Source organism: Cohnella sp. GCM10012308, assembly GCF_042649185.1.
Classification (GTDB): domain Bacteria; phylum Bacillota; class Bacilli; order Paenibacillales; family Paenibacillaceae; genus Cohnella.
The window spans coordinates 83,204-110,131 of the sequence record NZ_JBHRYU010000002.1 but is presented as its reverse complement, the minus strand read 5'-3'; the positions used below and the strand labels follow the sequence as shown (position 1 = coordinate 110,131).

The following is a 26,928-nucleotide window of genomic DNA, read 5'->3' as shown; positions in this document are numbered from 1 at the left end:
TCCGACTGCCGCATCCCGCGGCGCTTCGGCAACAAAAGCATACGCTGCAACGATCGCCAGTTTACAGATTGGCGGCGCGACGTCCATCATGATCTCGGGGGGCCCTCCAAACACACTCGACAAGGAGGAATTGACGGATGGGACGCAAGCTGCCAATCGTAACGCTGATCGTCAGTCTGCTGCTTGCAACGCTAGGTGCTGGGACGGCTGGAGCGGCCGCGCAGTGGCACAACAAGATGATACGGAGTGCTTGGGAGCGGGATATGCAGGAAATCGGAGGCGACGGAACGCAAATCCCTCGCGCCATGGTTTACAGCCCGAAAAATGGGTATCAGACGATTTTTTTCGGCGTCGACACGGCTGGCGTCTATCGCAGCGACGACGGCGGCCAGACATGGACTTCCAAGATGAAAGGCATCAAGATGCCCTTTATCAAAAGCTTGGCCGTCGATCCGGGGAATCCGGACGTCGTCTACGCGCTGGCCGCGTACGAGCGCTGGGACACGCCCGATATCGGCCTGTACATCAGCGTCGACAATGGCGAAAATTGGACGCAGCAGCGGTACTTTAAAGTAACGACGCCGCCTGAAAACACGCATGTCATCGCGATCGATCCGACGTCTTACAGCGCCACGCTAGGCCGCTGCGCAGTCGTCTATGTCGGCGCGAACGACGGCTTGTACAAGACGACCGACGGAGGCGTTATCTACGCCAAAGTTGGTACCGCTTCCATCGGATCGCGGACGGTGACGAGCGTCGACGTGCACCAGGCCGACTCCGACATCGTGACGGTCGCGACCTACGACGGCGTCTTCCGCAGCGATGACGCAGGCGCATCCTTTACGGACATCAGCCTGGGCCTGCCGACGGTCGACGACGCGACGGCCGTCCCGATCGATACGCGCATCAACGCGCTGGCGGTCGATCCTAGCGACGCGGATACGATGTACGCGATCTTCGACGATCCCGTCGGCAAGGCGTACAAGGTGTTCAAAAAAACGGCGGCAGACGCGTCTTGGCGCCGGTTGACGAACGGCGTGCCGCCGAATAACGAATATTCGTTCCAGAGCGGCCGCTTCTACGATATCGTGATCCATCCGGACGCGCCCAACAAGCTGCTGCTCGGCGTCGAATGGGATTACCCGCACAAAGGTCCTTTTTACAGCGACGATTACGGCGAGACCTGGGTCGATTCCAACGCGGGCAAAGTGATCGAAGACCGCTTCAATCTCGGGGGCGGCGACATCGCCAATAATATCTTGTTCCGCTCGGCCTTCGCGCCGAAGCCCGACGACGGCGATACTTGGCTGGCCGCGATGAACTACGGCGCGATCTTCAAGACGACGGACTCGGCCGCCACCTGGCGCTGGAGCAACACGAATTACGGGGGCGCGCGCTTTTCCAAGTTCGCCTTCAATCCAAACGATTCGCGCCACATCGTCGCGGGCGGCACCGATATGGGCGTCGTGACAAGCTTCGACGGCGGCCAGTCGTTCAAGCGTTCGCAGGTCGAGGCGGCTGCCGACTCGGAGGCGGTTAAGGCGCTCGGCACGAACGTGACGACGCTCGCCGTCGATCCGGATTCGGCGACGCCGGAGACGGCGCGCGTCATCGCCAGCGCCGGGGGGACCAATCCGAATCTGCGGGGGGCGTTGCGGGTCAGCCAGGACGGAGGCCGCACGTTCGCGGCCATCGAAGGCACGATCGGCTACCAGGCGTCCAACATCATGTGGCACCCGTCGGACCACGATTACATCTATGCCGGACAGTTCGTCAGCGGCGACGACGGCGCCTCCTGGAAGGGCATCGTCCATACGCGCCGGCTATCCGAGACGTTCGAGAGCACGGCAGTGGGGGCGCTGCCCGCCGACTGGAGCGTGACGGTGGCAGGCACGGCGGGATCGGACGCAGACGTCCAATCCGTCTCCGGCAACAAGAAGCTGCGACTCGCCATCTCGCAAACTTCGCCGAAGGCGAGCGTGCCCACGGCGACCTACGGCGCCATGGCGCTCGACTTTGACGAGACGCCGATCACGGCGACCGGCACGATTGAGCCGGGCACGACGGCGGGCACGTCGCAGTCGCTCTTGCTGGACAACGGAGCCGGCTCTTCGATCGCCGCGACGATCGTCAAAAACGCGGGCGGCACTTACAGCACGAAGTACCGGATCAAGGACGGCAGCTACGACTCCGGAGAGGTCGTCATTCAAGCGTCCTCGTCTTCCGCCGTCACGACGCGGATTACCGTATCCAAGGATTACATCATCGTCAACTGCGGCCAGGCCGTCGTCATTCCTTATGCGTTCGGCTCGAGGACCGGGTTCAAGCTGGCGTTGTCAGCCGCCTCCGACGCGGTCGGTTCGACCGTCTACGCGTATGCCAACGACGTGACGTACAGCATGCTGCCGATCGATGTCGTCGGCTACTCGACGTCCGACCCCGATACGCTTTATGCGTACGACGGACTAAATCTATACAAGTCGACCGACTTCGCGGACAGCTGGACGAAGCTGATCACCCACGTCAGCTCCGATCCGGACGTCGGCTGGCTGTATTCCAACTATATTACTGCCGCAGAGATGAACGGAGCGGGCACCAAAATCTATATGGGGCATCGCGACGGCGTCTATATTTACGATATCGCGACGAATACCGAGACTTTCAAGTCGGTAGCCAATGGATTCGTGAACAATCAGAGCGGCTCGCTCGATGTCACGCATATCGCGATCGATCCGTCCGACGACACCAAAATATACGCCGGCGAGTTCAACCTGATCGCGGGCAACGGCGAATGGGTGTTCAAGAGCGAGGACGCCGGATTGACCTGGACCCGTCTGAACGGCACCGGATTTTTCGGCAACGGCAAAGTGTGGGGGCTCGACGTGGACGGCGCGGGTCGGCTGTTCGCAGGCAGCGACCACGGAACATTCTGGTACGGAGACCTCGCGCCGCCGGCCGCGCCTTCCGGCGTGACCGCCGTATCGGAGAGCGGGGCCGTCCGGCTCAACTGGAGCGCCGTCTCGGGGGCGCAGACGTATCAGGTCAAGCGCAGCGCATCGGCCGGAGGACCGTTCGCGGTCATAGCAGGCGGCGTCGTAGGCACGACATGGCTCGATGCGGCGGTCGAGCCGGCCGTCACGTATTACTACCAGATTAGCGCGGGCAATCTGGCCGGCGAAGGGACCGGTTCGACGCCGGTCGCTGGGACGGCATGGCTGTACGAGACCGGCTTCGGCGCCGGCAGCGGCGCATTGCCGCCGGAATGGTCGTATACGGGTAGCCCAGCCAGCAGCGCTGCCGTCTCTGGCGGACAACTCCGCCACAGCCTGAACCCGACGGCTGCCTGGAACGGCACAAGCCGAGTGACGCTCGCGAACCATCGTTTCGAATATTATTCTGCTCCGCTGCTGGTCGAGGCTTACCTCGATCCCGGCACCAAGCCGATCGGGCAATCGGGCATCCAAGTCGGTTATGACGACAATAACTATGTGTACGTGCTGGAGAAAACCGACCGCGGCGTTATCTACCGGGTCAAGGACGGATCCTACGACAGCGGCGAGTTGCTGGCCGGCACGTTTACGGAGACGACGGGCACGATCCGCGTCAAACTATCGCCGGACGGCGTCGTCATCTATCGCAACGGCTCGACGATCGCCACGGTGAATCACAATATGACGTATCGCAGCGACCTGAAGCTGAGCCTGCTCGGACGGTCCGGAACGGTGGACACCGACATCGGCATTTACGCCGACAACGTGAAGGCTTGGAAAGCGACGTACTCGACCGGCTTCTCCGGCAGCAACGGCACGCTGCCGCCAGGCTGGACGAATGTCGTCGCGGATGCCGGTCAGGGCACGATCCAAAGCGGCGCGCTGCGCCTTCAGATCGTCCAGCCATCCGGTTTTGCCAAGCACACCGTCTTACGCAAAACGGACAGCGCCTACGCGTTGACCGGCACCGACAAGCTGAACGTCGAGGCCTACCTGAAGGCGGATGCGTTCTCGGGCACGGCGACCCAGGTCGTCTTCGGACTCGCCCAACGAGACCGCCCGAACCAGAACCAGTTCTACATCGTCGTGCAGAACAACGGTTACGTCGGCTACCGGATCGTCGATCCGACGGGCATTCCCGACGCCAAGGTTGAAACTTACGACACGGGCGAGGTGAAAATCGGCGATTTTGCACAGTCGTACGGCGTATTCCGGCTGGAGGCGACGGACACGTCGCTCCTCATTTACCGCAATGGCGTCCTGATTAAATCGGTCGCTTGGAACTTCACGAACAAGAGCGGCTATCAGGCGAGCCTGGTCGGACGAAGTTCTACGGCTTCGAGTATGTACTATGTGACGGCGGACGACGTCAACGTTTACCGGGCACCGTGACCTAGTCGACTATCGATTGCCGGACGGCAATCGCGAGACCGGCGAGATCAAGAAGCAATTTACGTTGGAACCGGGGGATGGCCGCGCGCGCGGCCGTCCTTCGGTTCCTTTGCGCCCATGACGGGACGGATTCCGCTGTCGCAATGTATTCGCTATTGACGGCGGACGGCCCCTTTGCCACAATTCTAGAAAGCGTTACCAATTATCGGATTCGGAGGAAGACGCCTTGCTTACGCGCCATTTTCATTCCCGCCTGCTGTTAAGCTACGTGCTGTCCAATACGCTCGTGTTCCTGCTGCCCGTCGCCGTGCTCGGCTGGCTTATGTATCAGAGCGCCGTCGTCAATTTGCGCGGGGAGATCGAATCGGCGACGATGCGCCAGCTGACCCAGGCCAAGGAATCGACGGAGCGCAATATGGTCGAGCTGAGCCGGATCGCGGCCAAGATCGCCTACGATCCGGCGCTCACGCCATATATGGTGCGCCACGACCGGTACGCCAGCATCGGCGCGATCGACGCGTTGGCCCGATACCGGGCGCTAAACGGCGTCACAGAGGACGTGCACCTTTATTTTCGCGGCGGCGCCGACATCTATTCGGGACTCGGCGTCAGCGACTTCGACGTGTTCGCGAAGACCTATTACCGCTTCGACGCGGACGAAGCGAAGCAGTTCGCCAACCTGATGGATACGGTCGAGACGCCTTACGTTTATCCCGCGCGTACCGTCGTCTTCAATTATATGCCGACGCGGATGCTGACGCTTCTGTTCCCGATCAAGGAGCAGACGCCGTACGGCACCGTTCTGTTCTGGCTGCGCGAGTCCAAGCTGGCCGATCTGATCGAGAGCGCGGCGGACAGCTACGAGCGCAAATCGATGATCGTGCAGGACGACGGCACGGTCATCGCGGACAGCCGGGCCGGCCGGGACGATCCCTTGTCCGCCCAGATGGTCAAGCTGCTGCGGGAGAACGGGGAAGACGGCATCGCGCAAGTGAGGTGGTCGGGACAAAAATATGCGGTGGCGGTCGTCCATTCGGACAAAATGGGCTGGAAGTTCGCGACGGCGATGCCGACGGATCAATTTTTCGGACGCGTCATCGAAAAAAGGACGTTTCTGCTGCTTGTGCTCGGACTCGTGCTGACGGCCGGACTGCTTGCCGCGTTATTAACTTCGTTGCGGCTGTACCGTCCGATCCGCAAGCTGACGCGGCACGTCCGCGAGCGCTTCGGCGGCGATGCCGACGCTTCCAGGGACGAGCTGGAGATGATCCGTCATACGCTGGACGCCACGCTCGACATGCGGCAAGATCTGGAGGCGCGTATCGAACTGCAGCGGCCCTGGGTCGAACAGATGACGCTCATCAAGCTGCTCGCCGGCGATTGGACGGCGTCTGAACCGGACCTGCTCGGGCGGCTCGCGCCGGACATGGCCGGCAGGCGGTTGATCTGCGCTTTTGTGCTGCTGCTTCAGTCCGGCGACGATGCGCTCAACACGGCCGGCCGCGACGGATCGACCGCCCTGGGCAAGGAGCGTCTGCTGCAGCGACTCGCCAGCTTCCCGGTACCGGGCGGGCTTGGTCTTGGCGCGGAGCTAATCCAGGAGCGGACGATTGCGCTGACGGTCCTGATCTACGAGCTCGCGGACGGAGAAACGCCAAAATCGGCGCAGCGCCGGACCGCGCTCGTCGTGCAGGAGCTGCTTGAGATGGCAGGGAGCGGCGCGGCAGCCGCGCTGGCGATCGGCGGTCCCGTCTCCGAGCTGCAGCAGGTGAACCGTTCGTTCGTCGAGGCTTCCGCGGCGCTGGAATACGCGCGCAAGCTGAACGTCGGCGGCGCGTTGTTTTTCGACGAGATGAGCGACCGGCAGGACGGCTCTTCGTGGTTTTCCGCCGAGGAGCAGCTCAAGCTGGTCCATGGCTTGAAAATGGGGGACGAGGCAGTCGCGCTGGAGTCGCTTGGCGCGATGGTGCAGCGGCTTGCCGAACAGCCGCAATCGCTGCTGCTTCTGAAGTGCATGAGCTTCGATATCGTCAACACCTTGCTCAAGACGATGAACGAAATGCAGGTGCGCGAGGACGCCTTCGATTTGCGGGAGCTGGCCGAGTTCTCTTCGCTCGCCTCGCTGGAGGAGCGGGCGTCGAAGCTTGTCCGCATCCTGTGCCGGACCGTATCGAGCCGCAAGGCATCCGAGCTGGCGTTGCTGCATCGCGAGGTGACGGATTATATCCATCGGGGCTTCGCCTCCTATGAGCTGACGCTGGACAGCGCTGCCGATCGCTTTGGCATGTCGCAGTCGTCGATGAGCCGGCTCATCAAGGAGGTGACCGGCTCGACGTTTACCGATTACGTATCCGATCTGCGCATGAACGAGATCAAGCGCCAGCTCGCAAGCACCGATCTGCCGATCAAGGATATCGTCGTCAGCGTCGGTTATGTCGACGTGTCCGCCTTCATGCGCAAGTTTAAAAAATCCGAAGGCATCACGCTTGGCGAGTATCGCAAGCTGTACGCGAAGTGACGGACGCCGGTACATTCGCCTCGCCTCCGCATCTCCGCAATGCGCGATTATGCCCGGATACCCGCGTGCATATTGCGAGTCTTTAAACCTGCGCGCCCTTGTCCCATAAGGGCTTGGGGCCGCCCTGCAGCAAAAGCAAACCGTGCAACATCGGCCGATTTACAGAAGAGCGCCCATTCCTCTATCGTGAAGTCACAACATATTCCATTCACGACAGAGGAGCGTTTTGTCATGATCAAGTCCAACAGCTTGTCCGCGCCGTCCGTCTCCGGGACGATCGCCGGACGCGCGGTAAGGCCGTCGCGGCGCAAGCTCGCCAAGTATTGGCAGCTTTACGCGCTGGCGCTGCCGGCGGTCGTTTATTTCGCCGTCTTTTGTTATGTCCCGATGTACGGCGTGCAGATCGCGTTCAAAGATTACACGGTTACGGGCGGCATTTGGGGCAGCCCCTGGGTCGGATTGACGCATTTCGAACGTTTTTTCAACTCCTATTACTTCAGTACGCTCATCTCCAATACACTTCTCATCAGCCTGCTGCAGCTCCTGATGTTCCCGATCGCGATCATCGTGGCGCTGTCGATCAACGAGCTGAAGAACGGATTTTACAAAAAATTCGTGCAAACGGTTACTTATATCCCCCACTTCATCTCGGTCGTCGTCCTTTGCGGCATGCTGATTTCCTTTCTGAATCCGTCCACCGGCATTTTAAATCGGCTTATAGTCGCAGCGGGCGGTCACGCCCTCCCGTTTCTCACCGATCCCTCGTGGTTCAAGCCGGTGTACGTCCTGTCCGGCGAGTGGCAGAATCTCGGCTGGGGCGCCATCGTCTATCTGGCCGCGCTGGCGGGTGTCAACCCCGATCTGCATGAAGCGGCGACGATCGACGGCGCTTCGCGCTGGCAGCGCATCATCCATATCAATCTCCCGGCGATCAAGCCGACCATCGTCATCCTGTTCATTCTCAGCACCGGCAATCTGATGAATATCGGCTTTGAAAAGGTATACCTGCTGCAAAACGAGCTGAATCGCGAAGGCTCGGACATTATACAGACTTACGTATACCGGACCGGCCTGCTCGGCGGACAGTACAGCTTCTCCGCGGCCGTCGGCCTGTTCAACTCCGGCATCAATCTGTTCGTGCTCGTTTTCGTCAATACGCTGGCGCGCCGGATCAGCCGGACGAGTCTATGGTGAGGGGGACGCGAATGATGATCAAGCTTTCCCGGCAGGACCGGTTGTTCGACGTCGCCAACAAAATCTTTTTAGGCCTGCTGCTGCTGGTGGTGCTTTATCCGCTGGTCTATGTGACGAGCGCCTCGATCAGCGACCCGCAAGCGGTCAATACGGGACGGATGTGGCTGTGGCCTGTGCAGATGACGTTCGAGGGATACGAGCGGGTATTCCGCAATGCCGACATCTGGACGGGATATCGCAATACGGCGCTGTTCACCGCGCTCGGCGTGCTTATTAATCTCGCCGTCATGGTACCCTGCGCATACACGCTCTCTAGGCGCGACATGCCGCTGCGACAGGCGATCCTCATGTTCATGCTCGTAACGATGTTTTTCAACGGGGGACTGATCCCGACCTACCTGCTCGTCCGCAATCTGCACATGCTGGATACGATTTGGGCGCTGGTCATCCCGAACGCGGCCAACGTATGGAGCATCATCGTCATCCGCACGTTTTTTCAGAGCACGATCCCCCGCGAGCTGGAGGAGGCCGCGGAAATGGACGGCGCTTCGATCTTCCGGCTGTTCAGGAGCGTTATTCTGCCGCTCTCGGCTCCGATCCTTGCTGTGATCGCGTTGTTCCAAGGCGTTGGCCATTGGAACGCCTACTTCTCGGCGATGATCTATCTCAAAAACAAAGAGCTGTTCCCGCTGCAGCTCATCATCCGCGAGATATTGGTGCTTCAGCAGATGAGCGCCAGCATGCTGATGAACGCGAGCGGCGATCAGGAGACGCTGGCCCGGCAAGCCCGCATCGCCGACATCGTCAAGTATGCGGTCATGATCGTGTCGGCGCTGCCGCTGCTCGTCATTTATCCGTTTTTGCAGCGTTACTTCGTCAAAGGCATGATGGTCGGATCGATCAAGGGCTGAATCGCGTCTGGCGAGAGGGGGAATGCCGGGCTGCAGCAGGAGAAGCCGCAGGCAAGCCGAAAGAAAAACGATACAAAGAGAGCGATTACAAGAAAGCTGCGTTTATCCAAGGGAGGTTACCATGTGTTAAAACGTACAAGCCGCATGATGCTGCTCGGCATGACGGCGGCGCTCGCCGCCTCGGGCTGCAGCTCCAATTCCGATTCTCAAAACAGTTCGTCCGCTTCGCCGTCCGGCGGGAATCCGTCCGCCGCTTCGTCCGCTTCCGCGTCGACGCAGTCCGACGCCTCGACGCCGATCGAGCTGACGATGATGGGGCCGAAGCAGTCGATCCAGGGTCCGTGGGAAGACATGGACTTTTTCAAAGAGATGGAGAAGCGCACGAATATTCACTTCAAATTTGATACGCCGCCGATCACGAGTTATCAGGAAAAGAAAAATCTCGCGTTCGCGAGCGGCGATCTGCCGGACGTGCTGTTCGCGGCGCAGCTGACGCCGTCCGAGGAAGTCAACTACGGCAAGCAGGGGCTGATCGTTCCGCTGGAGGACCTGATCGAGCGGCATGCGCCGAACATCAAAAAGCTGCTGGACGACAATCCGGCGGTGCGCAAGTCGATCACGACGACGGACGGGCACATCTATGCGCTGCCGCAGGTAACGGAGCTGGCGCACAATCTGATCAATAAAACGTGGATCAACGGCGCTTGGATGAAAAACGTGGGCGCGGATCAAGCGCCGAAGACGACGGAGGAGCTTTACGCCCTGCTCAAGGCATTTAAGGAAAAGGACGCGAACCAGAACGGCAAAAACGACGAAATTCCGTTGTCCGGCATCAATATCGACTCGATTCGGCCCTTTATCCTATCCGCCTTCGGCTATTTGTCCAACTACAGCGTGCTTTCCAACCAGCTTGACGTCGTGCAGGTGATCGACGACAAGGTCGTGTATGTACCGACGACGGAAGGCTACAAGCAATATTTGATTTATATGAACAAGCTGTACAAGGAACAGCTACTGGATAACGAAATCTTCTCGCAGACAAGCGAGCAGTTCACGGCGAAGGGGAAAGAAAACAGGATCGGCGTGTTCCCGTCGGCCGCGCCGTTCCTCGTGCTCGACATTAAGACGGACGAGGAGAACTTCCAGAATCCGGTGCTGCCGGCGCTGACCAGCGCGTTTAACGCGACGCCGACATATTTGCTGAACAACGGCACGAGCCGCGGCACGTTCGCCATTACGAAAAAAGATAAATACCCCGAGCGGACGATCGCCTGGATCGATTATTTGTATACGCAGGAAGGCGGCATTCTTGCCAACTCTGGCGTGGAGGGCAAGGGGTGGAAGTGGGTCGACGCGGAAAAGACCAAGTGGGAACGTCTCGCGGTCGACGGCAAAAATATCGAGGAATCCCGCGCGATGAACGCGCCCGATCCGGGGCTTGTCATTCCGACATTCAAAGGCAAAGACTTTCATTATAAAATCAACAATCCGGTTACCCAGTGGCTGCACAAAACGTCGGAGCCGTTTCTCGCGATCGCAAAGACGCCGTATCCGCTCGTTTACTTCAGCGACGACGAGCAAAAGCGGATGAACGTGCTGACGACCGACTTAACGACCTACGTCAGCCAATCGGAGGCCAAGTTCATCCTGTCCAAAGACGTGGAAGCGGGCTGGGACGAATACGTGAAAACGATCGAAAACATGAACGTTAACGAACTGCTGAGCATTTATCAGGCGGCTTACGACCGCTGGAATCAATCCAAGTAAACGGCGCGGCCGCGAGTTTGCGGCGCGCAAGGAGGTTTGGCCATGACGGAAGCAAGCGCGAAAACGTACCGCGAAGCGGCCAGAGACCTGCCGGTCGGCGGCGAGTTCGACGTCATCGTCGCCGGAGGCGGTCCTGCCGGCATCGGAGCCGCCGTCGCATCGGCGCGAAGCGGCGCCAGGACGCTGCTGCTGGAACGGTACGGCTTTTTGGGCGGGATGGCGACGGCAGGGCTCGTCGTGCCTCACTTCGACGGGCATTCGAACAAAGGAATCAATGCGGAGCTGATCGATCGGCTGTCTTGTCTTGGCGGGTGGGGCGCGCCGGGGTGGAAAATATCGTTCGATCCGGAGCTGTTCAAGCATGTGTCGGAGGCGATGGTGCTCGAGAGCGGAGCGAGCATTCTGTATCATAGTGCCGTCGCTTGCCCGATCGTCGAGGATAACCGGGTATGCGGCGTCATCGTAGAGAGCAAGTCCGGCCGCGAGGCCTATCTTGCCCGGACGGTCGTCGATACGACCGGAGACGGCGACGTGGCGGCCCGGGCGGGTTGCCGGTTCGAGAAAGGACGTCCGGAGGATGGCCTCATGCAGCCGATGACGTATATGTTCCGGATGGGCGGCGTCGATTGGGTGCAGCATGGCGCACACGATCTGTTTAACCTCTGCCAGCGCGCAATCGAGGAGACGGGAGACGATTACCGGCTGCCGTTCGACGTGCCCTGGGCGATCCATGTGCCCAATCCGGGCGAGGTCGTCCTGCAGCTGACGCATGTGCGAGGCGTGGACGGTACGGACGCGGCCGAGCTGACGCGCGCGGAGATCGAGGGGCGGCGGCAGGTGCTCGACGTGTGCCGGTTCCTGAAGTCGCACGTCGCCGAGTTCGCCGGCTCGCGCCTGATCGAGACGGCGACCCAGATCGGCGTACGCGAGACGCGACGCATCGTCGGCGACTACCGGATCAGCGACGACGACGTATACGACGGCGTCGCATTCGCTGACGGCATAGCGGACGTCACCTTCCCGGTCGATATCCACGATCCGGTGGACAAGAGCCAGCCGGTGTCGCTCGTCGGCACGCGGCGCGGCAAGTCCGGCGCCTACCAGATCCCGTACCGCGCGCTGCTGCCCACAGACCGCGAGCAACTGCTCGTAGCCGGCCGCTGCATCTCCGGCTCCTATACGGCGCATGCCTCGTACCGGGTGAAGGGCCCGTGCATGGCGATGGGCCAGGCTGCGGGAACCGCCGCCGCGCTTGGCGTTCTTAACGGCATCGCTCCCCGTCTGGTCGATGCCGGCGAGCTGCAGCACAAGCTGACGAAGCAGGGCGTCACCTTCCCGCGCAGGGAAGCGTCGAGCATCCCGCAACCGGATGAGCGGGAGCCCGTGCCGCGGCGTCCTTATCTCGGACCGGGCTGAGCAAGCGGAAAAGAGCCGAAAACCCTTGGACGCGAAGGGTTCTCGGCTCTTTTTGCTTATATAAACCTTAAGGTAACATTCGAACTGGCGTCCCAAGAGGGATTCGAACCCCCGACCGCACGCTTAGAAGGCGTGTGCTCTATCCAGCTGAGCTATTGGGACACAGCTTGATTATATTACCACAGGTGGCGTGCGTTGCTCAAGTGCAATTTTTTATATTTTTGCGGCGTTACCGGCTGGTACGCGAAGCGTCTTGCGCATATGCCTGTACGGATGGCCGTTAATGGAGACGCGCTTGTCTTCTTCGAACCCGAGCCGGGCGTACAACGCGCGTGCGCCTTCCTTTTCGATGTCGACGTTCAGTCCGATTGCGGCGTATCCCCGCGCGGCAGCCTCCAGCTCGGCATGGCGAATGAGCGCCTTGGCGAATCCGCGGCCTTGATACGCCGGGGCGACGGCGACGGCATCAATATAATATTCGTCTTCGTCCGCTTCGCGATCCTGCACGGCATCTTCTATGCCTGCCTCGTACAGCTGCTGTGCGATCGGCGCATAGAGCGCATCCGTTTGATCTCCGCCGTAGCACAGGATGGTACCGGCGGGTTCGTTTCCTTCGGCGACGAGCAGCGCGTGACGCTCGGCGCTGAACCGATTGCCCGGCGTCCGGTAGTATTCGGCCAGCTTCGCGAGCACGGCCGCCTCGGTGCGTTCTCCGGTGAGCCTGTAGGCGATGTTTTCGATGGCCAGCAGCACAAGCTTGGACACCGCTGCGGCGTCGGCTGGACCTGCGGATCTGATCAGCATTGCGCGCGTCCCCCATTTCATATTGAAGAGCGGAAACAAAAAAGCCTCTGCGTCAACAGAGACTCGTCGGTTATGCGGTTGGAGCGGGTGATGGGAATCGAACCCACGCCTCAAGCTTGGGAAGCTGGCGTTCTGCCATTGAACTACACCCGCATAGCAGTAGTATAATAGCATAGCTTGGCAGCGCTAGGCAATGCGACGCTTTTTTTTATTTGCCTCGTCTTCATGATATAATTCCTGAATCGGACTGATCAAGCAAGCACTCGGACAGCGATGGAGGAAGGGGTTCGCGGCGTGTCGGACTTCACCGGGGACAATCTGGTCTTGTTTCCCAAGACCTTGGACTACTATCAGATACAATTGACGCGCATGCTCGAGACGGAGCGATACGGCGAGGCTAAGGGCCTATTGGACTTCCTGCTGCAGTGCGGAGGCGAGGCGGAGAAGCATCATACCGAGTGGCAGGCGCTGCTTGGATGGCTGGAGGCCGCCTTTCCGGAGGCGACGGCAACGGGGGGCCCGGGAGAAGAAACCGATGAGGCCGAGCAGGAGGGCGAGGATGCGGACTCGGTGCTCAGGCAGCGTGTATTGGACCGGGCAGCCGAGGATCCCGCCTATTTGCAGCGGCTCGTTTCTATTCTTTTCGATGACGAGGACCCGGAGCAACAGCTGCTGGCGCTGGGCCAAATGGCGCATCTGCCTGGACCCGAAGCCGAAGCGGCGTTGCGAAAATGGCTGTCCGAACGCGAGCACCATCCGCTCGTGCAATTTCGCGCGCTGCAGCTGCTTCGCAGGTTCGGGGCCGTAGGGACGGCGGCCATGCTGCGGGACGGCGAGACGCTGGCCCTCGAGATCGAGGAGACGCCGCTGTCGTTCGAGGAATTCCCCCAGTCGGTTCTCGAGGTGCCGGATCGGCTGAGCCGGATGGCGGAAGTGTCCGATCCGGCTTTATCCTACTTTGCGGATGAGATGTGGCGGGAATGCGTGCAAGCGGCTTACGGATCCAACGTTTTCAAATGGATGATGGAAGCCGACGACGGCGCCTCGGATCTGTGGGCCGCGGCGCTTCACCAGCATCTGCAGGAGAAGCTCCACGGACTGACGGGCGACGAATGGACGCGTGAACAGTACGGCATTACGGGAGAGCTGCGGTTCCGGTATGAGCAGGCGCTGCGCTGGCTGAGGATGTACGGGGCGGACACGGTCTGATCTGTGCCGTTTTTGCCTTGAATTCGCTGCCAGACTTGTTCTATAATAAAATGGTTTATGTCAATCGGCCGCATCTGGCGGCAAGACGTCTTCGGAGGGATTGAATATTATGCAAGCAAAATGGGAAAAAATAGAGAAGAACCTTGGCGTTCTGGAGGTCGAGATCGACGAGGCGAAGGTCGCCGAGGCGCTTGACAAAGCCTTCAAGAAAGTCGTTCAAAAAGTAAACGTGCCTGGCTTCCGCAAAGGCAAAGTACCGCGCGGCATCTTCGAATCCCGCTTCGGCATCGAGAGCCTGTACCAAGACGCGATCGACATTCTGCTGCCGGGCGCATACAGCGAAGCCGTCGAACAGACGGGCATCGTGCCTGTAGACCGTCCTGACGTAGACGTCGAACAGTTCGGCAAGGGACAGTCCTTCATTTTCAAAGCTAAAGTTACCGTTAAGCCTGAAGTAAAGCTGGGCGAGTACAAGGGTCTTGAAGCACCCGCTGCGGACAACGAAGTCAAGGAAGAAGAAATCTCCGCCGAACTCGAGCGCCTGCAGAACCGCCATGCGGAGCTCGTCGTCGTCGACGAAGGCCCCGCGCAAAACGGCGACACCACGATCATCGACTTCGAAGGCTTCCTGGACGGCGTGCCGTTCGAAGGCGGCAAGGGCGAGAGCTATTCGCTCGAACTGGGCTCCGGCTCCTTCATTCCGGGCTTCGAAGAGCAAGTCGTCGGCCTGAACATCGCCGAGGACAAGGATATCAACGTCACGTTCCCTGAGAACTACCAAGCCGAGAACCTGGCAGGCAAGGAAGTCGTGTTCAAGGTGAAGCTGCACGAGATCAAGCGCAAGAACCTGCCTGAGCTGGACGACGAGTTCGCGAAGGACGTCAGCGAGTTCGACACGTTCGACGAATACAAAGCGGACCTGACGAGCAAGCTGAAGGAGCGCAAGGAAAAAGAAGCCGAAGCCGCCAAGGAAAACGCCTTGATCGACAAGGCTGCCGAAGGCGCAGAGCTCGAGATCCCGGGCGCTATGATCGAATCCGAGATCGACAGCATGCTTAAGGATTTCGAGAGCCGTCTTCGCATGCAAGGCATGACGCTGGATCTGTACTATCAGTTCAGCGGCCAGGACGAGGAAGCGCTGAAGGGTCAAATGCGCGTCGACGCCGAGAAGCGCGTCCGCAACAACCTGGTGCTCGAAGCGATCGCGAACGCGGAGAACCTGGAGATTTCCGAGGACGAGCTGTCCGCCGAGCTGGACAACCTCTCTACGATGTACAACCGTTCCGCCGACGAGCTTCGCACGATCTTCGGGTCCAACGGCTATATCGATACGCTGAACGCCGACCTCAAGGTCCGCAAGGCCGTCAAGTTCCTGCTGGAGAACAGCAAGACCGCATAATCGCCGCAGGGTCCTACGCAAGGGCGGGCCCGGCTCATAATCATGAGGCACGTGATCATCGCGTGCCTCATTTTTAACCCTACATATGCTCGGAATATACGCGAACAGAGCGGTTTTTTCGCCGACATGACATTCGGGTATGAACATGTTAGAATATTACCGAATCGCGAAGTCCATTTCAGAAAAGAGGTTGGCGCGTATGGCATTGGTCCCTATGGTTGTTGAACAGACTAACCGCGGAGAGCGGTCTTATGACATCTACTCGCGGTTGCTGAAGGACAGAATCATATTTCTAGGCAGTGCGATTGATGACGATGTCGCCAATCTCATCATGGCCCAGCTGTTGTTCCTCGCCGCAGAAGACCCGGAGAAGGACATCCATCTTTATATCAATTCCCCTGGCGGTTCGGTCACGGCCGGCATGGGTATTTACGATACGATGCAGTATATCAAGCCTCCGGTGAGCACGATCTGCGTCGGCATGGCCGCGAGCATGGGATCTCTGCTGTTGACGGCGGGCGCTCCCGGCAAGCGCTTCGCGCTTCCGAACAGCGAGATTATGATTCACCAGCCGCTCGGCGGCGTGCGGGGGCAGGCTTCGGATATCAAGATCCATGCCGATTGGATCGTCAAGACCAAGGAGAAGCTGAACAAGATCTATGTGGACCGGACCGGACAGCCGTACGAGAAGATCGAGCGGGATACCGACCGCGACAACTTCATGAGCGCCGACGAAGCGCAGGCTTACGGACTGATCGACAAGGTCATCTCTTCTCCGACCAACGTATAAGGAGTGATTCCATGTTTAAGTTCAACGACGAGAAGGGCCAGCTGAAGTGTTCCTTCTGCGGCAAGTCGCAGGACCAGGTTCGCAAGCTGGTAGCCGGACCGGGCGTATATATATGCGACGAGTGTATCGAGCTGTGCACGGAGATCGTCGAGGAGGAGCTCGGGCACGAGGAAGAGCTCGATCTCAAGGATATTCCCAAGCCGATCGAGATTCGCAATATTCTTGACCAGTACGTCATCGGTCAGGAGCAAGCGAAGAAGTCGCTGTCCGTCGCCGTTTACAATCACTATAAGCGGATCAACTCGCAAAGCAAGATCGAGGACGTCGAATTGCAGAAGAGCAACATCATGCTCGTCGGCCCTACGGGTTCGGGTAAGACGCTGCTCGCGCAGACGATGGCCAAGATCTTGAACGTGCCGTTCGCGATCGCCGACGCCACTTCTTTGACGGAAGCCGGCTACGTTGGCGAAGACGTCGAGAACATTTTGCTGAAGCTGATTCAAGCTGCCGACTATGACGTAGAAAAGGCCGAACGCGGCATTATCTACATCGACGAGATCGACAAGGTGGCCCGCAAGTCAGAGAATCCTTCGATCACCCGCGACGTATCCGGAGAAGGCGTACAGCAGGCGCTTCTGAAGATTCTAGAGGGCACCGTCGCTTCCGTGCCTCCGCAGGGCGGACGCAAGCACCCGCATCAGGAGTTCATTCAGATCGACACGACGAACATCCTATTCCTTTGCGGCGGCGCATTCGACGGTCTCGAGCAGCTCATCAAGCGCCGTATCGGCAAAAAGGTCATCGGCTTCAGCGCGGCTCTCGAAGGACAAAAAGAGCTTAAGCCAGGCGAATACCTGTCCCTCGTTCAACCGGAGGACCTGCTGAAGTTCGGCTTGATCCCCGAGTTCGTCGGACGTCTGCCGGTTATCTCTTCGCTCGAGCCGCTCGACGAAGCTGCGCTGGTACGCATTCTATCCGAGCCGAAGAACGCGCTGGTCAAGCAATACCAGAAGCTCCTCGAGATGGACAACGTCAAGCTCGACTTCGAACAAGGCGCCCTCGAAGAAATTGCCCGCGAAGCGATCAAGCGCAACACGGGTGCCCGCGGTCTGCGCGCCATCATCGAAGGCATTATGCTTGAGGTGATGTACGAGGTTCCTTCCCGCGACGACGTCAATTCTTGCGTCATCACTGAGAAGGTCGTGCGCGACAAGATCGCGCCCGAGCTGACGAACAAGAAAACCAAGAAAAAAGAAGAGAGCGCTTAAGGCGCCTCTATTCCGCTCAAGTTCCACCCCGCCCCCTCGCGTATGCCGTGCGGAGGCGGGGTGGACTTATGCCTTTACGGGGTGAACTGAACCATGTATTTGCGTACGGATACCGTGCCGGTCCGCGTCGGCAACTTGACGATCGGCGGCAACAATCAAGTCGTGCTGCAGAGCATGTGCACGACGAAGACGGCGGACGTCGCGGCCACGGTGGCCGAGATCAAGCGTCTTGAGGAAGCCGGCTGCCAGATCGTCCGCGTGACGGTGAACAACAAGGAAGCCGCCGCCGCCATCAAGGAGATCAAAAAGCAGATCAGCATTCCGCTCGTCGCCGACATTCACTTCGATTACAGGCTCGCGCTGCTGGCGATCGAGAACGGCATCGACAAGGTCCGGATCAATCCGGGCAACATCGGACGCCGCGAGAAGGTCGAGGCGGTAGTCAAGGCTTGCAAGGAGCGGGGAATCCCGATCCGGATCGGCGTCAACGCGGGTTCGCTGGAGAATCATCTGCTTGAAAAATATGGATACCCGACTGCTGAGGCGATGGTTGAGAGCGCCTTGTTCCACATCGGAATTCTCGAAGAACTGGATTTCCACGACATTATCGTTTCTCTTAAGGCGTCCGACGTTCCGATGGCGATCGAGGCTTATACCAAGGCGGCCCAGGTCATTAAATATCCACTGCACCTGGGCATCACCGAGGCGGGCACGCTGTTCTCGGGTACGGTCAAGAGCGCTGCGGGTCTGGGCGTCCTGCTGAACGCCGGCATCGGCAATACGATGCGCATCTCGCTTAGCGCGGATCCGGTCGAGGAGATCAAGGTCGCGCGCGAGCTGCTCAAGACCTTCGGTCTGATCACGGACGCGCCGACGCTGATTTCTTGCCCGACATGCGGACGTCTGGACATCGATCTGTTCTCCGTGGCCAACGAGGTCGAGGAATATTTGTCCAAGCTGAAGGTACCGATTAAGGTATCCGTGCTCGGCTGCGCGGTCAACGGACCCGGCGAAGCGCGCGAGGCCGACATCGGCATTGCGGGAGCCCGCGGCGAAGGCATGTTGTTCCGTTACGGCGAGATGATCCGCAAGGTTCCGGAGGCCGAGCTCGTCGGCGAGCTGAAGAAGGAGATCGACCACATCGCGGCCGTGTATGCCGAGACGGGCGAGATTCCGGGACGCAAGCTGCATGCGCCGAAGCCTGGCGTCGCTGCCGGTACCGGCACGCTTTAAAGCCATTGACCCCGTAACTGACGACGCGAATGCGGCTGTCAGCAACAGACGAGGAAACTCCGCTGTTATGTAGCGGGCACTGAAAAAGCCCGCCCGGCAAAAAAAGGCACAGTTACTCAGGAGCTTGAGGAGACTGTGCCTTTTTCCGTTTGTAATTAAAGCATCACGGAGTGCAGGTGAGCGAATGGTTTGGCAACAACAATCGCTAATGCTTAGTCTACACGCCAAGCTCTACTATATGCTGATTCCCAAAGACAACCTGCTGCGACAGACTAACGGCCCGAACGCCATGGTTCCCCTTCGTATCATTCACTAGCTGTTGCTTAAAGCCATCTTCGAGACGTAGATCTCCTGCTTGTAGATGCGACGCAAGAAAAAACCATCGTGCCGATGGGTCGGCCGACAGCCGTTCCCATGGTTCGTCGATTGGCGTGATGATGGGTCGTAGATAGCCGTGCCGGTGAATCTGCCGACAATCGTTCTCATGGCTCATCCGAATGTCGTTCCCTTCGCTCGTCGATTGGTCTCCCGATGGGGTGGGCCAATGTCGCCGGCGACGTTCTTTAACTTTAATGCCTAGCCGAATATACATCTATTTTTGCTAAGATCGGCCCTTTTGGAAGCGATAGCTGCAAAAACGCAGTTATTTTCTTCCATCACTCCGATTCCCGGCTTTAGCTTTGAATTTACCTGCATATTTGCAGGTATTTCAACATGTGTCGTCGGTCCGAAGAAAATACCTGTATAAATGCAGGTTTTCCATCCCGCAATGTTATTTGGCGGGTTTTTTTCACATGCCGTGAGCGTCGCGGATGGCTGCCAATCGAATCGACCGCTTTTGGGTAAAAAAGGAGCAGGCGGTACCCTTCATCCCAGATTCGAAAAAGGAGGAATGCGACATCATGAATGAAGCGTCTATCGAAAGCATGTCATCCTGCATCGAGGACTGTCTCGCTTGTGTCATCGCGTGCAACGAATGCTACAACGCATGTCTGGAGGAACCCCATTCCGCTAGCATGCGGAGCTGCATCCGACTCGACCGGGAATGCGCGGATCTGTGCGCGTTTACCGCGCAAGCGATAACGATGGGCAGCAGCTACCGCGCGGAACTCGTTCTGCTGTGCGCGGAAGCTTGCCAGCGCTGCGGGGAAGCTTGCGCCGAGCATGAACATGAGCATTGCCGGCGCTGCGCGGAAGCTTGCTTGAAGTGCGCATCATCTTGTCTCGGGCTGGCGCGAGAGCTTAGCATGCGCCAACGTGAAACGGCAGGCGTATAAAGGCTAAGACGTCCCGAACTCAACCGTTTTTTCGAAGACCGGCCGCGGTTTTGCGCGTTCGCTGCCAACCTCATCCTCGCATGACTATATCCGCCTGCAACCGGGCAATACTAAGAATTATGCTGCCAGCTTGCCGGTTGGACGGACGTGGGGATCCACGACGCTAGTAGAGAGGATGAGGTTATATGGCATTGGGCACCGTTTTGATGCTCGTACAGGTGTTTTTCGCCGTCGTAATCGGGATTTACTTTTGGAATCTGCTTCGCAATCAGAAAACGAACAAGACGGCCGTCGACCGGGAGTCGCGCAAGGAGATGGATAAGCTGCGCAAGCTGAGGTCCATCTCGCTTACGAAGCCGCTTTCGGAGAAGACGCGCCCCGTCTCGATGAACGATATCGTCGGACAACGCGAGGGGCTGCGCGCGCTCAAGGCCGCGCTGTGCAGCGGCAATCCGCAGCATGTCATCGTCTACGGGCCTCCCGGCGTCGGCAAGACGGCCGCTGCGCGGGTCGTGCTGGAGGAGGCCAAAAAGAATCCGTCGTCGCCGTTCAGGCTCGAAGCGAAGTTCACTGAGATCGACGCGACGACCGCCCGCTTCGACGAGCGCGGCATCGCAGACCCGCTGATCGGCTCGGTCCACGACCCGATCTATCAGGGCGCCGGCGCGATGGGCGTCGCCGGCATCCCGCAGCCCAAGCCGGGCGCGGTGACCAAGGCGCACGGCGGAATATTGTTCATCGACGAGATCGGCGAGCTGCACCCGATCCAGATCAACAAGCTGCTTAAGGTGCTCGAAGACCGCAAGGTGTTCCTCGAGAGCGCCTATTACCATGCGGAGGATCCGAATATTCCGCTCTATATCCATGACATCTTCCAGAACGGGCTGCCTGCCGACTTCAGGCTCGTCGGCGCGACGACGCGGTCGCCAAGCGAGCTGCCGCCCGCGCTCCGCAGCCGCTGCATGGAGATCTACTTCCGGCCGCTGCTGCCGTCCGAGATCGGCGATATCGCCGTGAACGCGGTCGCGAAGATCGGTCTGCCCGCCGATCCGGAAGCTGTCGAAGTCATCAAGCATTATGCGACCAACGGCCGTGAAGCCGTGAATATGATCCAGCTGGCGGCGGGGCTTGCGCTGTCGGAAAATCGCCAGCGTATCTCGGCTTCCGACCTCGAATGGGTCGTCAACAGCAGCCAGCTGCCGCCGCGTCCGGACCGCAAGGTGCCCGACAAGCCGGCGGTGGGCTTCGTGAACGGCCTGGCGGTATTCGGGCCGAGCATGGGCGCGCTGCTTGAGATCGAGGTGACTGCTCTCCCGGCGATGCCGGGCAAAGGCGTCTATACCATCACGGGCGTCGTCGAGGAAGAAGAGATCGGAGGCGGGCAGCGCACGTTGCGGCGCAAGAGCATGGCGAAGGGATCGGTCGAGAACGTGCTGACCGTGCTTCGGGCCTTCAACCTCAGGCCGGAAAATTATGACCTTCACATCAACTTCCCCGGCGGGACGCCGATCGACGGGCCTTCGGCGGGGATCGCGATGGCTGTGGCGATCGCGTCGGCGATCACGGGCCAGCCGATCGACAACAAGCTTGCGCTTACGGGCGAGATCAGCATCCACGGGCGCGTGAAGCCGGTCGGCGGCGTGCTTGCGAAGGTCGAGGCGGCCTTCCAGTCCGGCGCGGATACGGTGCTTATTCCGAAGGAGAACTGGCAGGCGATTTTTGAAGGTCTGCAAGGCGTCAAGGTCGTTCCGGTCGAGACGGTGGAGGAAGTGTTCGTCCGCGTATTCGGCTCTGCTCCGCTCCGTCTTCCTGGCGAGCTGGAGGCTGCCGATCGGCCGGCTGCGGCCGACGGATATGCCGCTGCCGCGCCTCTGTCGATCCTTCATGCCGGCTCGCCTGCGTCCACGAATCCGCAGGATACCGTGCGTACGCCTCATCATGGAGACAGCCGGCCCTCACCGGGCGCAGGCGTCTAAAACCAAGTTTCCGACAGCCGGTTAAGGGCGCCGTCCTTCGGGGCGGCGCCGCCCGTTTTTGCGGCGCGCAATTTCTTTTGATACAATGTCTGAAGGGTTCGCCGCCGGCTACTGGCGACCCTAACCATACCGGGCCACGCCGATATCGGCTAGGCTTGAGGAGGTGCCGTCCTTATGGCTTCTAACAAGACGAAGAGCCGTTCACTGCCTTTGCTCCCTCTACGCGGGCTGCTCGTCTACCCCAGCATGGTGCTGCATCTGGACGTAGGCCGCGAGAAGTCGATCAAGGCGCTGGAGCAATGCATGATCGACGATCATATGATCCTGCTATGTTCCCAGTCGGAGATCAATATCGAAGAACCGACGCAGGAGGATATTTACCGCGTCGGCACGATCGCCAAGGTCAGACAGATGCTGAAGCTGCCGAACGGCACGATTCGCGTGCTGGTCGAAGGCGTCATCCGCGCGGAGATCGAACAGTATTTGCCCAATGACGGCTTCTATGAGGTCGTCGCCCGGGAGCTCCCGGAACCGGATTCGAACGATTCCGAGCTGGATGCGCTCATGCGCGCGGTATTGAGCCAGTTCGAGCACTATATCAATCTATCCAAGAAGGTCACGCCGGAGACGCTGGCCGCCGTATCCGACATCGACGAGCCGGGACGTCTGGCCGATGTCATCACGAGCCACTTGTCGCTCAAGATCAAGGACAAGCAGGAGATTCTCGAGACGGTCGAAGTGCGCAGCCGGCTGGAGAAGCTCCTCGACTTCCTGAACAACGAGCGCGAGGTGCTGGAGCTCGAGCGCAAGATCAGCCAGCGCGTCAAGAAGCAGATGGAGAAGACGCAAAAGGAATACTATTTGCGCGAGCAGATGAAGGCGATCCAAAAGGAGCTCGGCGAGAAGGAAGGCCGGGCGGGCGAGGTCGAGGAGCTGCGCAACCAGCTTGAGGAGAAGAAGCTCCCCGAGAAGATCGCCGCCAAGGTGGAAAAGGAAATCGACCGCCTCGAAAAGATGCCGGCTTCGTCCGCGGAAGGCGCCGTCATCCGCAATTATATCGAATGGCTGCTTGCTTTGCCGTGGAACAACTTCACGGAAGATCATCTGGATCTGTCGAAGGCCGAGCAGATTTTGGACGAAGCGCATTCCGGTCTCGAAAAGCCGAAGGAACGCGTGCTGGAATATCTGGCCGTTCAGCAGCTGGTTAAAAAGCTCAAGGGACCAATTCTTTGCCTGGTCGGGCCTCCGGGTGTCGGCAAGACGTCGCTCGGCCGTTCGATCGCGGCTTCTCTCGGACGCGAGTTCGTGCGCATCTCGCTCGGCGGCGTCCGCGACGAGGCCGAGATCCGCGGACACCGTCGCACCTACGTCGGCGCGATGCCGGGCCGCATCATCCAGGGCATGCGCACCGCAGGCTCGATGAACCCGGTATTCCTGCTCGACGAGATCGACAAGATGGCGAGCGACTTCCGCGGCGATCCGTCGTCCGCGATGCTCGAGGTGCTCGATCCGGAGCAGAACGCAACGTTCAGCGACCACTACATCGAGACGCCGTTCGACCTGTCCAACGTCATGTTCGTGACGACGGCCAACGTCGCCCATCAGATCCCGCGGCCGCTGCTTGACCGGATGGAGGTTCTCTATATTCCGGGCTACACGGAACTGGAGAAGCTTGAGATCGCCAAGCACCACCTGATGCCGAAGCAGAAGCGCGACCACGGCCTGGAGGAGGAGCAGCTCCAGATCGACGAAGACGTGCTGATGCAGCTCGTGCGCGGCTACACGCGCGAATCCGGCGTGCGCAACCTGGAGCAGCAGCTCGCCGCGATCTGCCGCAAGGCGGCCAAGATCATCGTCGGCGATCCTGAGCTCCGGTCGGTCGTCGTAGACGCCGCGAAGCTCAAGGAATTCCTCGGCCCTGCCAAGTTCCGCTACGGTATGGCGGAGCTGGAGGACCAGATCGGCGCCGTCACGGGCCTGGCCTGGACGGAAGTGGGCGGGGATACGCTCGTCATCGAGGTGACGGTGATGCCCGGCTCGGGCAAGCTGACGCTGACCGGCAAGCTGGGCGACGTCATGAAGGAATCCGCGCAGGCCGCATTCAGCTATACGCGCAGCCGGTCGATCGCGCTTGGCATCGATCCGCAGTTCCACGAGAAAAACGATATTCACATTCATATTCCCGAAGGCGCGATTCCGAAGGACGGGCCATCGGCAGGCATTACGATCGCCACGGCACTGATCTCGGCGCTAACGAACCGGCCGGTCAACCGCGAGGTTGCCATGACGGGCGAGATCACGCTCCGCGGACGCGTGCTGCCGATCGGCGGCCTCAAGGAAAAGTCGCTCGCCGCCCACAGGGCGGGCATCAAGACGGTGCTGCTGCCTAAGGACAACGAACGCGACCTTCGCGACATTCCGGACAGCGTGCGCCGCGAGATGACTTTTATCCCGGTGGCGCACATGGACGAAGTGCTCGAGCACGCGATGGCGACCAAGCTGAGCGACCTGCCCAGCGGAGACGAGCCGCTCGCCGGCGAAGTGACGATTCCGCGCGAAGGTGAAAGGGAAGAGCTTCCCCCGATGGGGACGCATTGACGGGAGTGTACCGCTTCTTATGAAGATCAAGTCCAGCGAATTTATTATCAGCGCAGTAGGACCCAAGCAATATCCCGTTGACGGCTTGCCGGAGATCGCTCTGGCAGGCCGTTCCAACGTCGGCAAGTCTTCGCTGATCAACCGCCTGCTGCTCCGGCGCAACCTGGCCCGCACGAGCTCGCAGCCCGGCAAGACGCAGCAATTGAATTATTATAAGATCAACGAAGAAATGTACTTCGTAGACGTGCCTGGTTACGGCTATGCCAAAGTGTCCAAGTCGGAGCGAGAGGCTTGGGGCCGGATGATCGAGAGCTATTTGCGCCAGCGCGAAGAGCTCAGGCTCGTAATCCAGCTGATCGATCTGCGGCATCCGCCCACCGCGCTCGACATTTCCATGTATGAGTGGCTGTCCCACTACGATATTCCGCTATGCGTCGTCGGCACCAAAGCCGACAAGCTTTCGCGCAATCAGGTGGCCAAACACGGCCGCATCATGCGGGAGACGCTAGGGATGCCGAAGGGTGCACCGCTCGTTTTGTTTTCATCGGAGACCGGAGAGGGTAGAGATGATTTATGGCGCATTATCGCCCACGCCGCTGATATTCCCACTGCTTCCCCTTCTGAATCGGAGCATGAACGGCAGGAAACCGAGGATAACGGTTAAATGTGCGGCTCAATGCCGGGAGGAATCGATTTTTACGGCTTTTTTCGGCTAAATCGGGTTTTCTTCGGAAGATAAGAACCGACCGGATGTCGTATAATTAAAAAAGCAAGGAATCATCACCTTCGTGAACAAAATGGAATTGAGGAGATTTTTATGGCTAAGCGGGTAGCCACAGAGTATGTTAACGCCAGTCTTACATTGACAGAAGCCGAAATGCGAAGCTTAACCTCCCTATGCGGAACGCAGCAGCTGCGCCAGCAGATTTTCGTGCTGGAGAACGGCAACCAAGAAATGGTTCTAGAAGACGAAGCTGGCGGTGAATCGATCCGTTTAACCTTCGAGCGTCAAGGCGGCCGCTACCGTTGCTCTTTATCTTGCAGAGTCGTCCAGCCCGGTCTGACCGATGCGCTGCGCAAGATGGTGTCCTCTTACAAGGGGGATGCCGTCGTCAATCGGATTTATCCCGGATTTACGATGGTTTATCATTACTTAGGCGGCAAGGTCATGCGAATCGTCGAATGCAAGGGCGACACCGTTCGTACCGTATTCGAACATCGGGACGCGTTGTCCGAGATGGAATCTCGCTACAAGCTGTGCGCGGTCGAGGAAGAGATCGCGATCGTCAGGAAAGCCGTCAACGAGCTGCTTGATCTGCGTAACGCACGGACGGACGCGGACGAGATAGCCGAGATCGACGAGCGCCTGCGGCATCACAGCAGACTTTTGTTCGCGCTTGAAGCTTAAATATCTATCATATGAATTCCGCGAAGAACCTGCCTTCTCCGAAGGCGGGTTTTTTATTAGCGTGACATACGCGCAGGGTGTTTGAGAAGCGAGATGATTTTCGTTAAAAAAACAGTTGCATTTAACCCAGATAGATGTTATTTTTAGTTTCGTTGAAAAAAACAATAGGAACCAGGATTCACTCAGGAATGGAATGCGATTGTTTTGCAGATTCCCTCGAGAAGTGAATGACGTAGGTCCTAGCGGATGAAATCAGCTTCACATTTTATTCCTAGGAAGGGGGAACCGAACAGTGGAATACTCTACTTTCGGACGGCACGTTGCGGTTGATACCTGGGGGGTCGATTTCGATCTTCTGAACAGCGCTGAGCTTCTCCAATCGCATATGGTGGAGGCAGCCGAAGCTTGCGGAGCAACCGTTCTCTCGGTTCAAGCCAAACAATTCGAGCCACAGGGCGCGACGGTTCTCGTCATGCTGTCGGAGAGCCATCTCTCCATTCACACGTATCCTGAACGTGGTTTTGCCGCTATCGATTGCTACACTTGCGGCGAGACGGTCGATCCGCAGCTCGCGATCGATTATATGGTCAATGTACTCAAGCCTACGAGCACACACGCCAAGAAGCTCATTCGCGGCGTCGGCGAGATAAAGGTCGAAGAGCCTGCTATCAAGCTCGCTGAATTGGTGTAAGAGTAGTAGAGCGCCTAACAGACGATGATGAAGCATGTTAGCCATGGGGCTGGTCCCCATGGCTTTTTAAATGCGATTCGCGGCAAT

The 26,928-nt window shown here is 59.1% G+C and carries 18 protein-coding genes and 2 tRNA genes; 17 read left to right on the top strand and 3 right to left on the bottom strand.

All coding sequences use genetic code 11. The features are described from left to right. The first annotated feature begins 137 nt into the window (after positions 1-137). The 6 genes from ACFOTD_RS03765 (at position 138) to ACFOTD_RS03740 (ending at position 12,188) form a co-directional block, all read left to right on the top strand. On the top strand, positions 138-4,382 hold the full coding sequence (locus ACFOTD_RS03765) for a hypothetical protein (protein WP_378115880.1): 4,245 nt from the start codon (positions 138-140) through the stop codon (positions 4,380-4,382). Between the two features lie 226 nt (positions 4,383-4,608). Next, positions 4,609-6,900, top strand: a complete 2,292-nt coding sequence (locus ACFOTD_RS03760) for an AraC family transcriptional regulator (protein WP_378115878.1) — start codon at positions 4,609-4,611, stop codon at positions 6,898-6,900. A 231-nt stretch (positions 6,901-7,131) separates the two neighbouring features. Beyond that, entirely contained in the window at positions 7,132-8,094 is a 963-nt protein-coding gene (locus ACFOTD_RS03755) for an ABC transporter permease (RefSeq protein ID WP_378115876.1), read from the top strand. Between the two features lie 14 nt (positions 8,095-8,108). Beyond that, a complete protein-coding gene (locus ACFOTD_RS03750; protein ID WP_378116479.1) occupies positions 8,109-9,005 on the top strand; it encodes a carbohydrate ABC transporter permease in 897 nt (298 codons plus the stop codon). A gap of 123 nt (positions 9,006-9,128) precedes the next feature. Further along, on the top strand, positions 9,129-10,772 hold the full coding sequence (locus tag ACFOTD_RS03745) for an extracellular solute-binding protein (protein WP_378115874.1): 1,644 nt from the start codon (positions 9,129-9,131) through the stop codon (positions 10,770-10,772). A 42-nt stretch (positions 10,773-10,814) separates the two neighbouring features. Beyond that, positions 10,815-12,188, top strand: a complete 1,374-nt coding sequence (locus ACFOTD_RS03740; protein WP_378115872.1) for an FAD-dependent oxidoreductase — start codon at positions 10,815-10,817, stop codon at positions 12,186-12,188. Between the two features lie 85 nt (positions 12,189-12,273). Here ACFOTD_RS03740 and ACFOTD_RS03735 read toward each other — a convergent pair. The 3 genes from ACFOTD_RS03735 to ACFOTD_RS03725 all read right to left on the bottom strand — a co-directional run bounded on the left by ACFOTD_RS03735 (position 12,274) and on the right by ACFOTD_RS03725 (position 13,145). Further along, positions 12,274-12,350: transfer RNA gene (locus ACFOTD_RS03735), tRNA-Arg, on the bottom strand. A 51-nt stretch (positions 12,351-12,401) separates the two neighbouring features. After that, positions 12,402-12,992: a GNAT family N-acetyltransferase gene (locus tag ACFOTD_RS03730; protein WP_378115870.1), complete on the bottom strand. Its 591-nt coding sequence runs from the start codon at positions 12,990-12,992 to the stop codon at positions 12,402-12,404. Between the two features lie 79 nt (positions 12,993-13,071). Next, positions 13,072-13,145, bottom strand: a tRNA-Gly gene (locus ACFOTD_RS03725). Positions 13,146-13,286: 141 nt separating this feature from the next. Between ACFOTD_RS03725 and ACFOTD_RS03720 the strand changes: the two genes are divergently transcribed. The 11 genes from ACFOTD_RS03720 (at position 13,287) to speD (ending at position 26,841) form a co-directional block, all read left to right on the top strand. Continuing rightward, entirely contained in the window at positions 13,287-14,201 is a 915-nt protein-coding gene (locus ACFOTD_RS03720; RefSeq protein ID WP_378115868.1) for a HEAT repeat domain-containing protein, read from the top strand. 109 nt (positions 14,202-14,310) lie between these two features. Continuing rightward, the gene (gene tig, locus ACFOTD_RS03715; protein WP_378115866.1) at positions 14,311-15,600 is read left to right on the top strand and encodes a trigger factor; all 1,290 of its coding nucleotides are present in this window, start codon (positions 14,311-14,313) and stop codon (positions 15,598-15,600) included. Positions 15,601-15,799: 199 nt separating this feature from the next. Further along, entirely contained in the window at positions 15,800-16,390 is a 591-nt protein-coding gene (clpP, locus tag ACFOTD_RS03710; protein ID WP_090115565.1) for an ATP-dependent Clp endopeptidase proteolytic subunit ClpP, read from the top strand. 11 nt (positions 16,391-16,401) lie between these two features. After that, on the top strand, positions 16,402-17,658 hold the full coding sequence (clpX, locus tag ACFOTD_RS03705; protein WP_378115864.1) for an ATP-dependent protease ATP-binding subunit ClpX: 1,257 nt from the start codon (positions 16,402-16,404) through the stop codon (positions 17,656-17,658). Positions 17,659-17,751: 93 nt separating this feature from the next. Next, on the top strand, positions 17,752-18,891 hold the full coding sequence (ispG, locus tag ACFOTD_RS03700; RefSeq protein ID WP_378115862.1) for a flavodoxin-dependent (E)-4-hydroxy-3-methylbut-2-enyl-diphosphate synthase: 1,140 nt from the start codon (positions 17,752-17,754) through the stop codon (positions 18,889-18,891). 812 nt (positions 18,892-19,703) lie between these two features. After that, a complete protein-coding gene (locus ACFOTD_RS34570; protein ID WP_483862631.1) occupies positions 19,704-20,168 on the top strand; it encodes a four-helix bundle copper-binding protein in 465 nt (154 codons plus the stop codon). Positions 20,169-20,353: 185 nt separating this feature from the next. Then, positions 20,354-22,144: an ATP-dependent protease LonB gene (gene lonB, locus ACFOTD_RS03695; RefSeq protein ID WP_378115860.1), complete on the top strand. Its 1,791-nt coding sequence runs from the start codon at positions 20,354-20,356 to the stop codon at positions 22,142-22,144. 174 nt (positions 22,145-22,318) lie between these two features. Continuing rightward, positions 22,319-24,742 carry an endopeptidase La gene (gene lon, locus ACFOTD_RS03690; protein ID WP_378115858.1) on the top strand — a complete coding sequence of 808 codons (2,424 nt, stop codon included), beginning with the start codon at positions 22,319-22,321 and terminating at the stop codon, positions 24,740-24,742. 19 nt (positions 24,743-24,761) lie between these two features. Then, positions 24,762-25,406: a ribosome biogenesis GTP-binding protein YihA/YsxC gene (gene yihA, locus ACFOTD_RS03685; RefSeq protein WP_378115856.1), complete on the top strand. Its 645-nt coding sequence runs from the start codon at positions 24,762-24,764 to the stop codon at positions 25,404-25,406. 213 nt (positions 25,407-25,619) lie between these two features. Beyond that, positions 25,620-26,150 (top strand): non-ribosomal peptide synthetase module, encoded by a 531-nt coding sequence (locus tag ACFOTD_RS03680; protein ID WP_378115854.1) that lies wholly within the window; start codon positions 25,620-25,622, stop codon positions 26,148-26,150. 292 nt (positions 26,151-26,442) lie between these two features. Continuing rightward, the gene (speD, locus tag ACFOTD_RS03675; RefSeq protein WP_378115852.1) at positions 26,443-26,841 is read left to right on the top strand and encodes an adenosylmethionine decarboxylase; all 399 of its coding nucleotides are present in this window, start codon (positions 26,443-26,445) and stop codon (positions 26,839-26,841) included. The last annotated feature ends 87 nt before the right edge of the window (positions 26,842-26,928 follow it).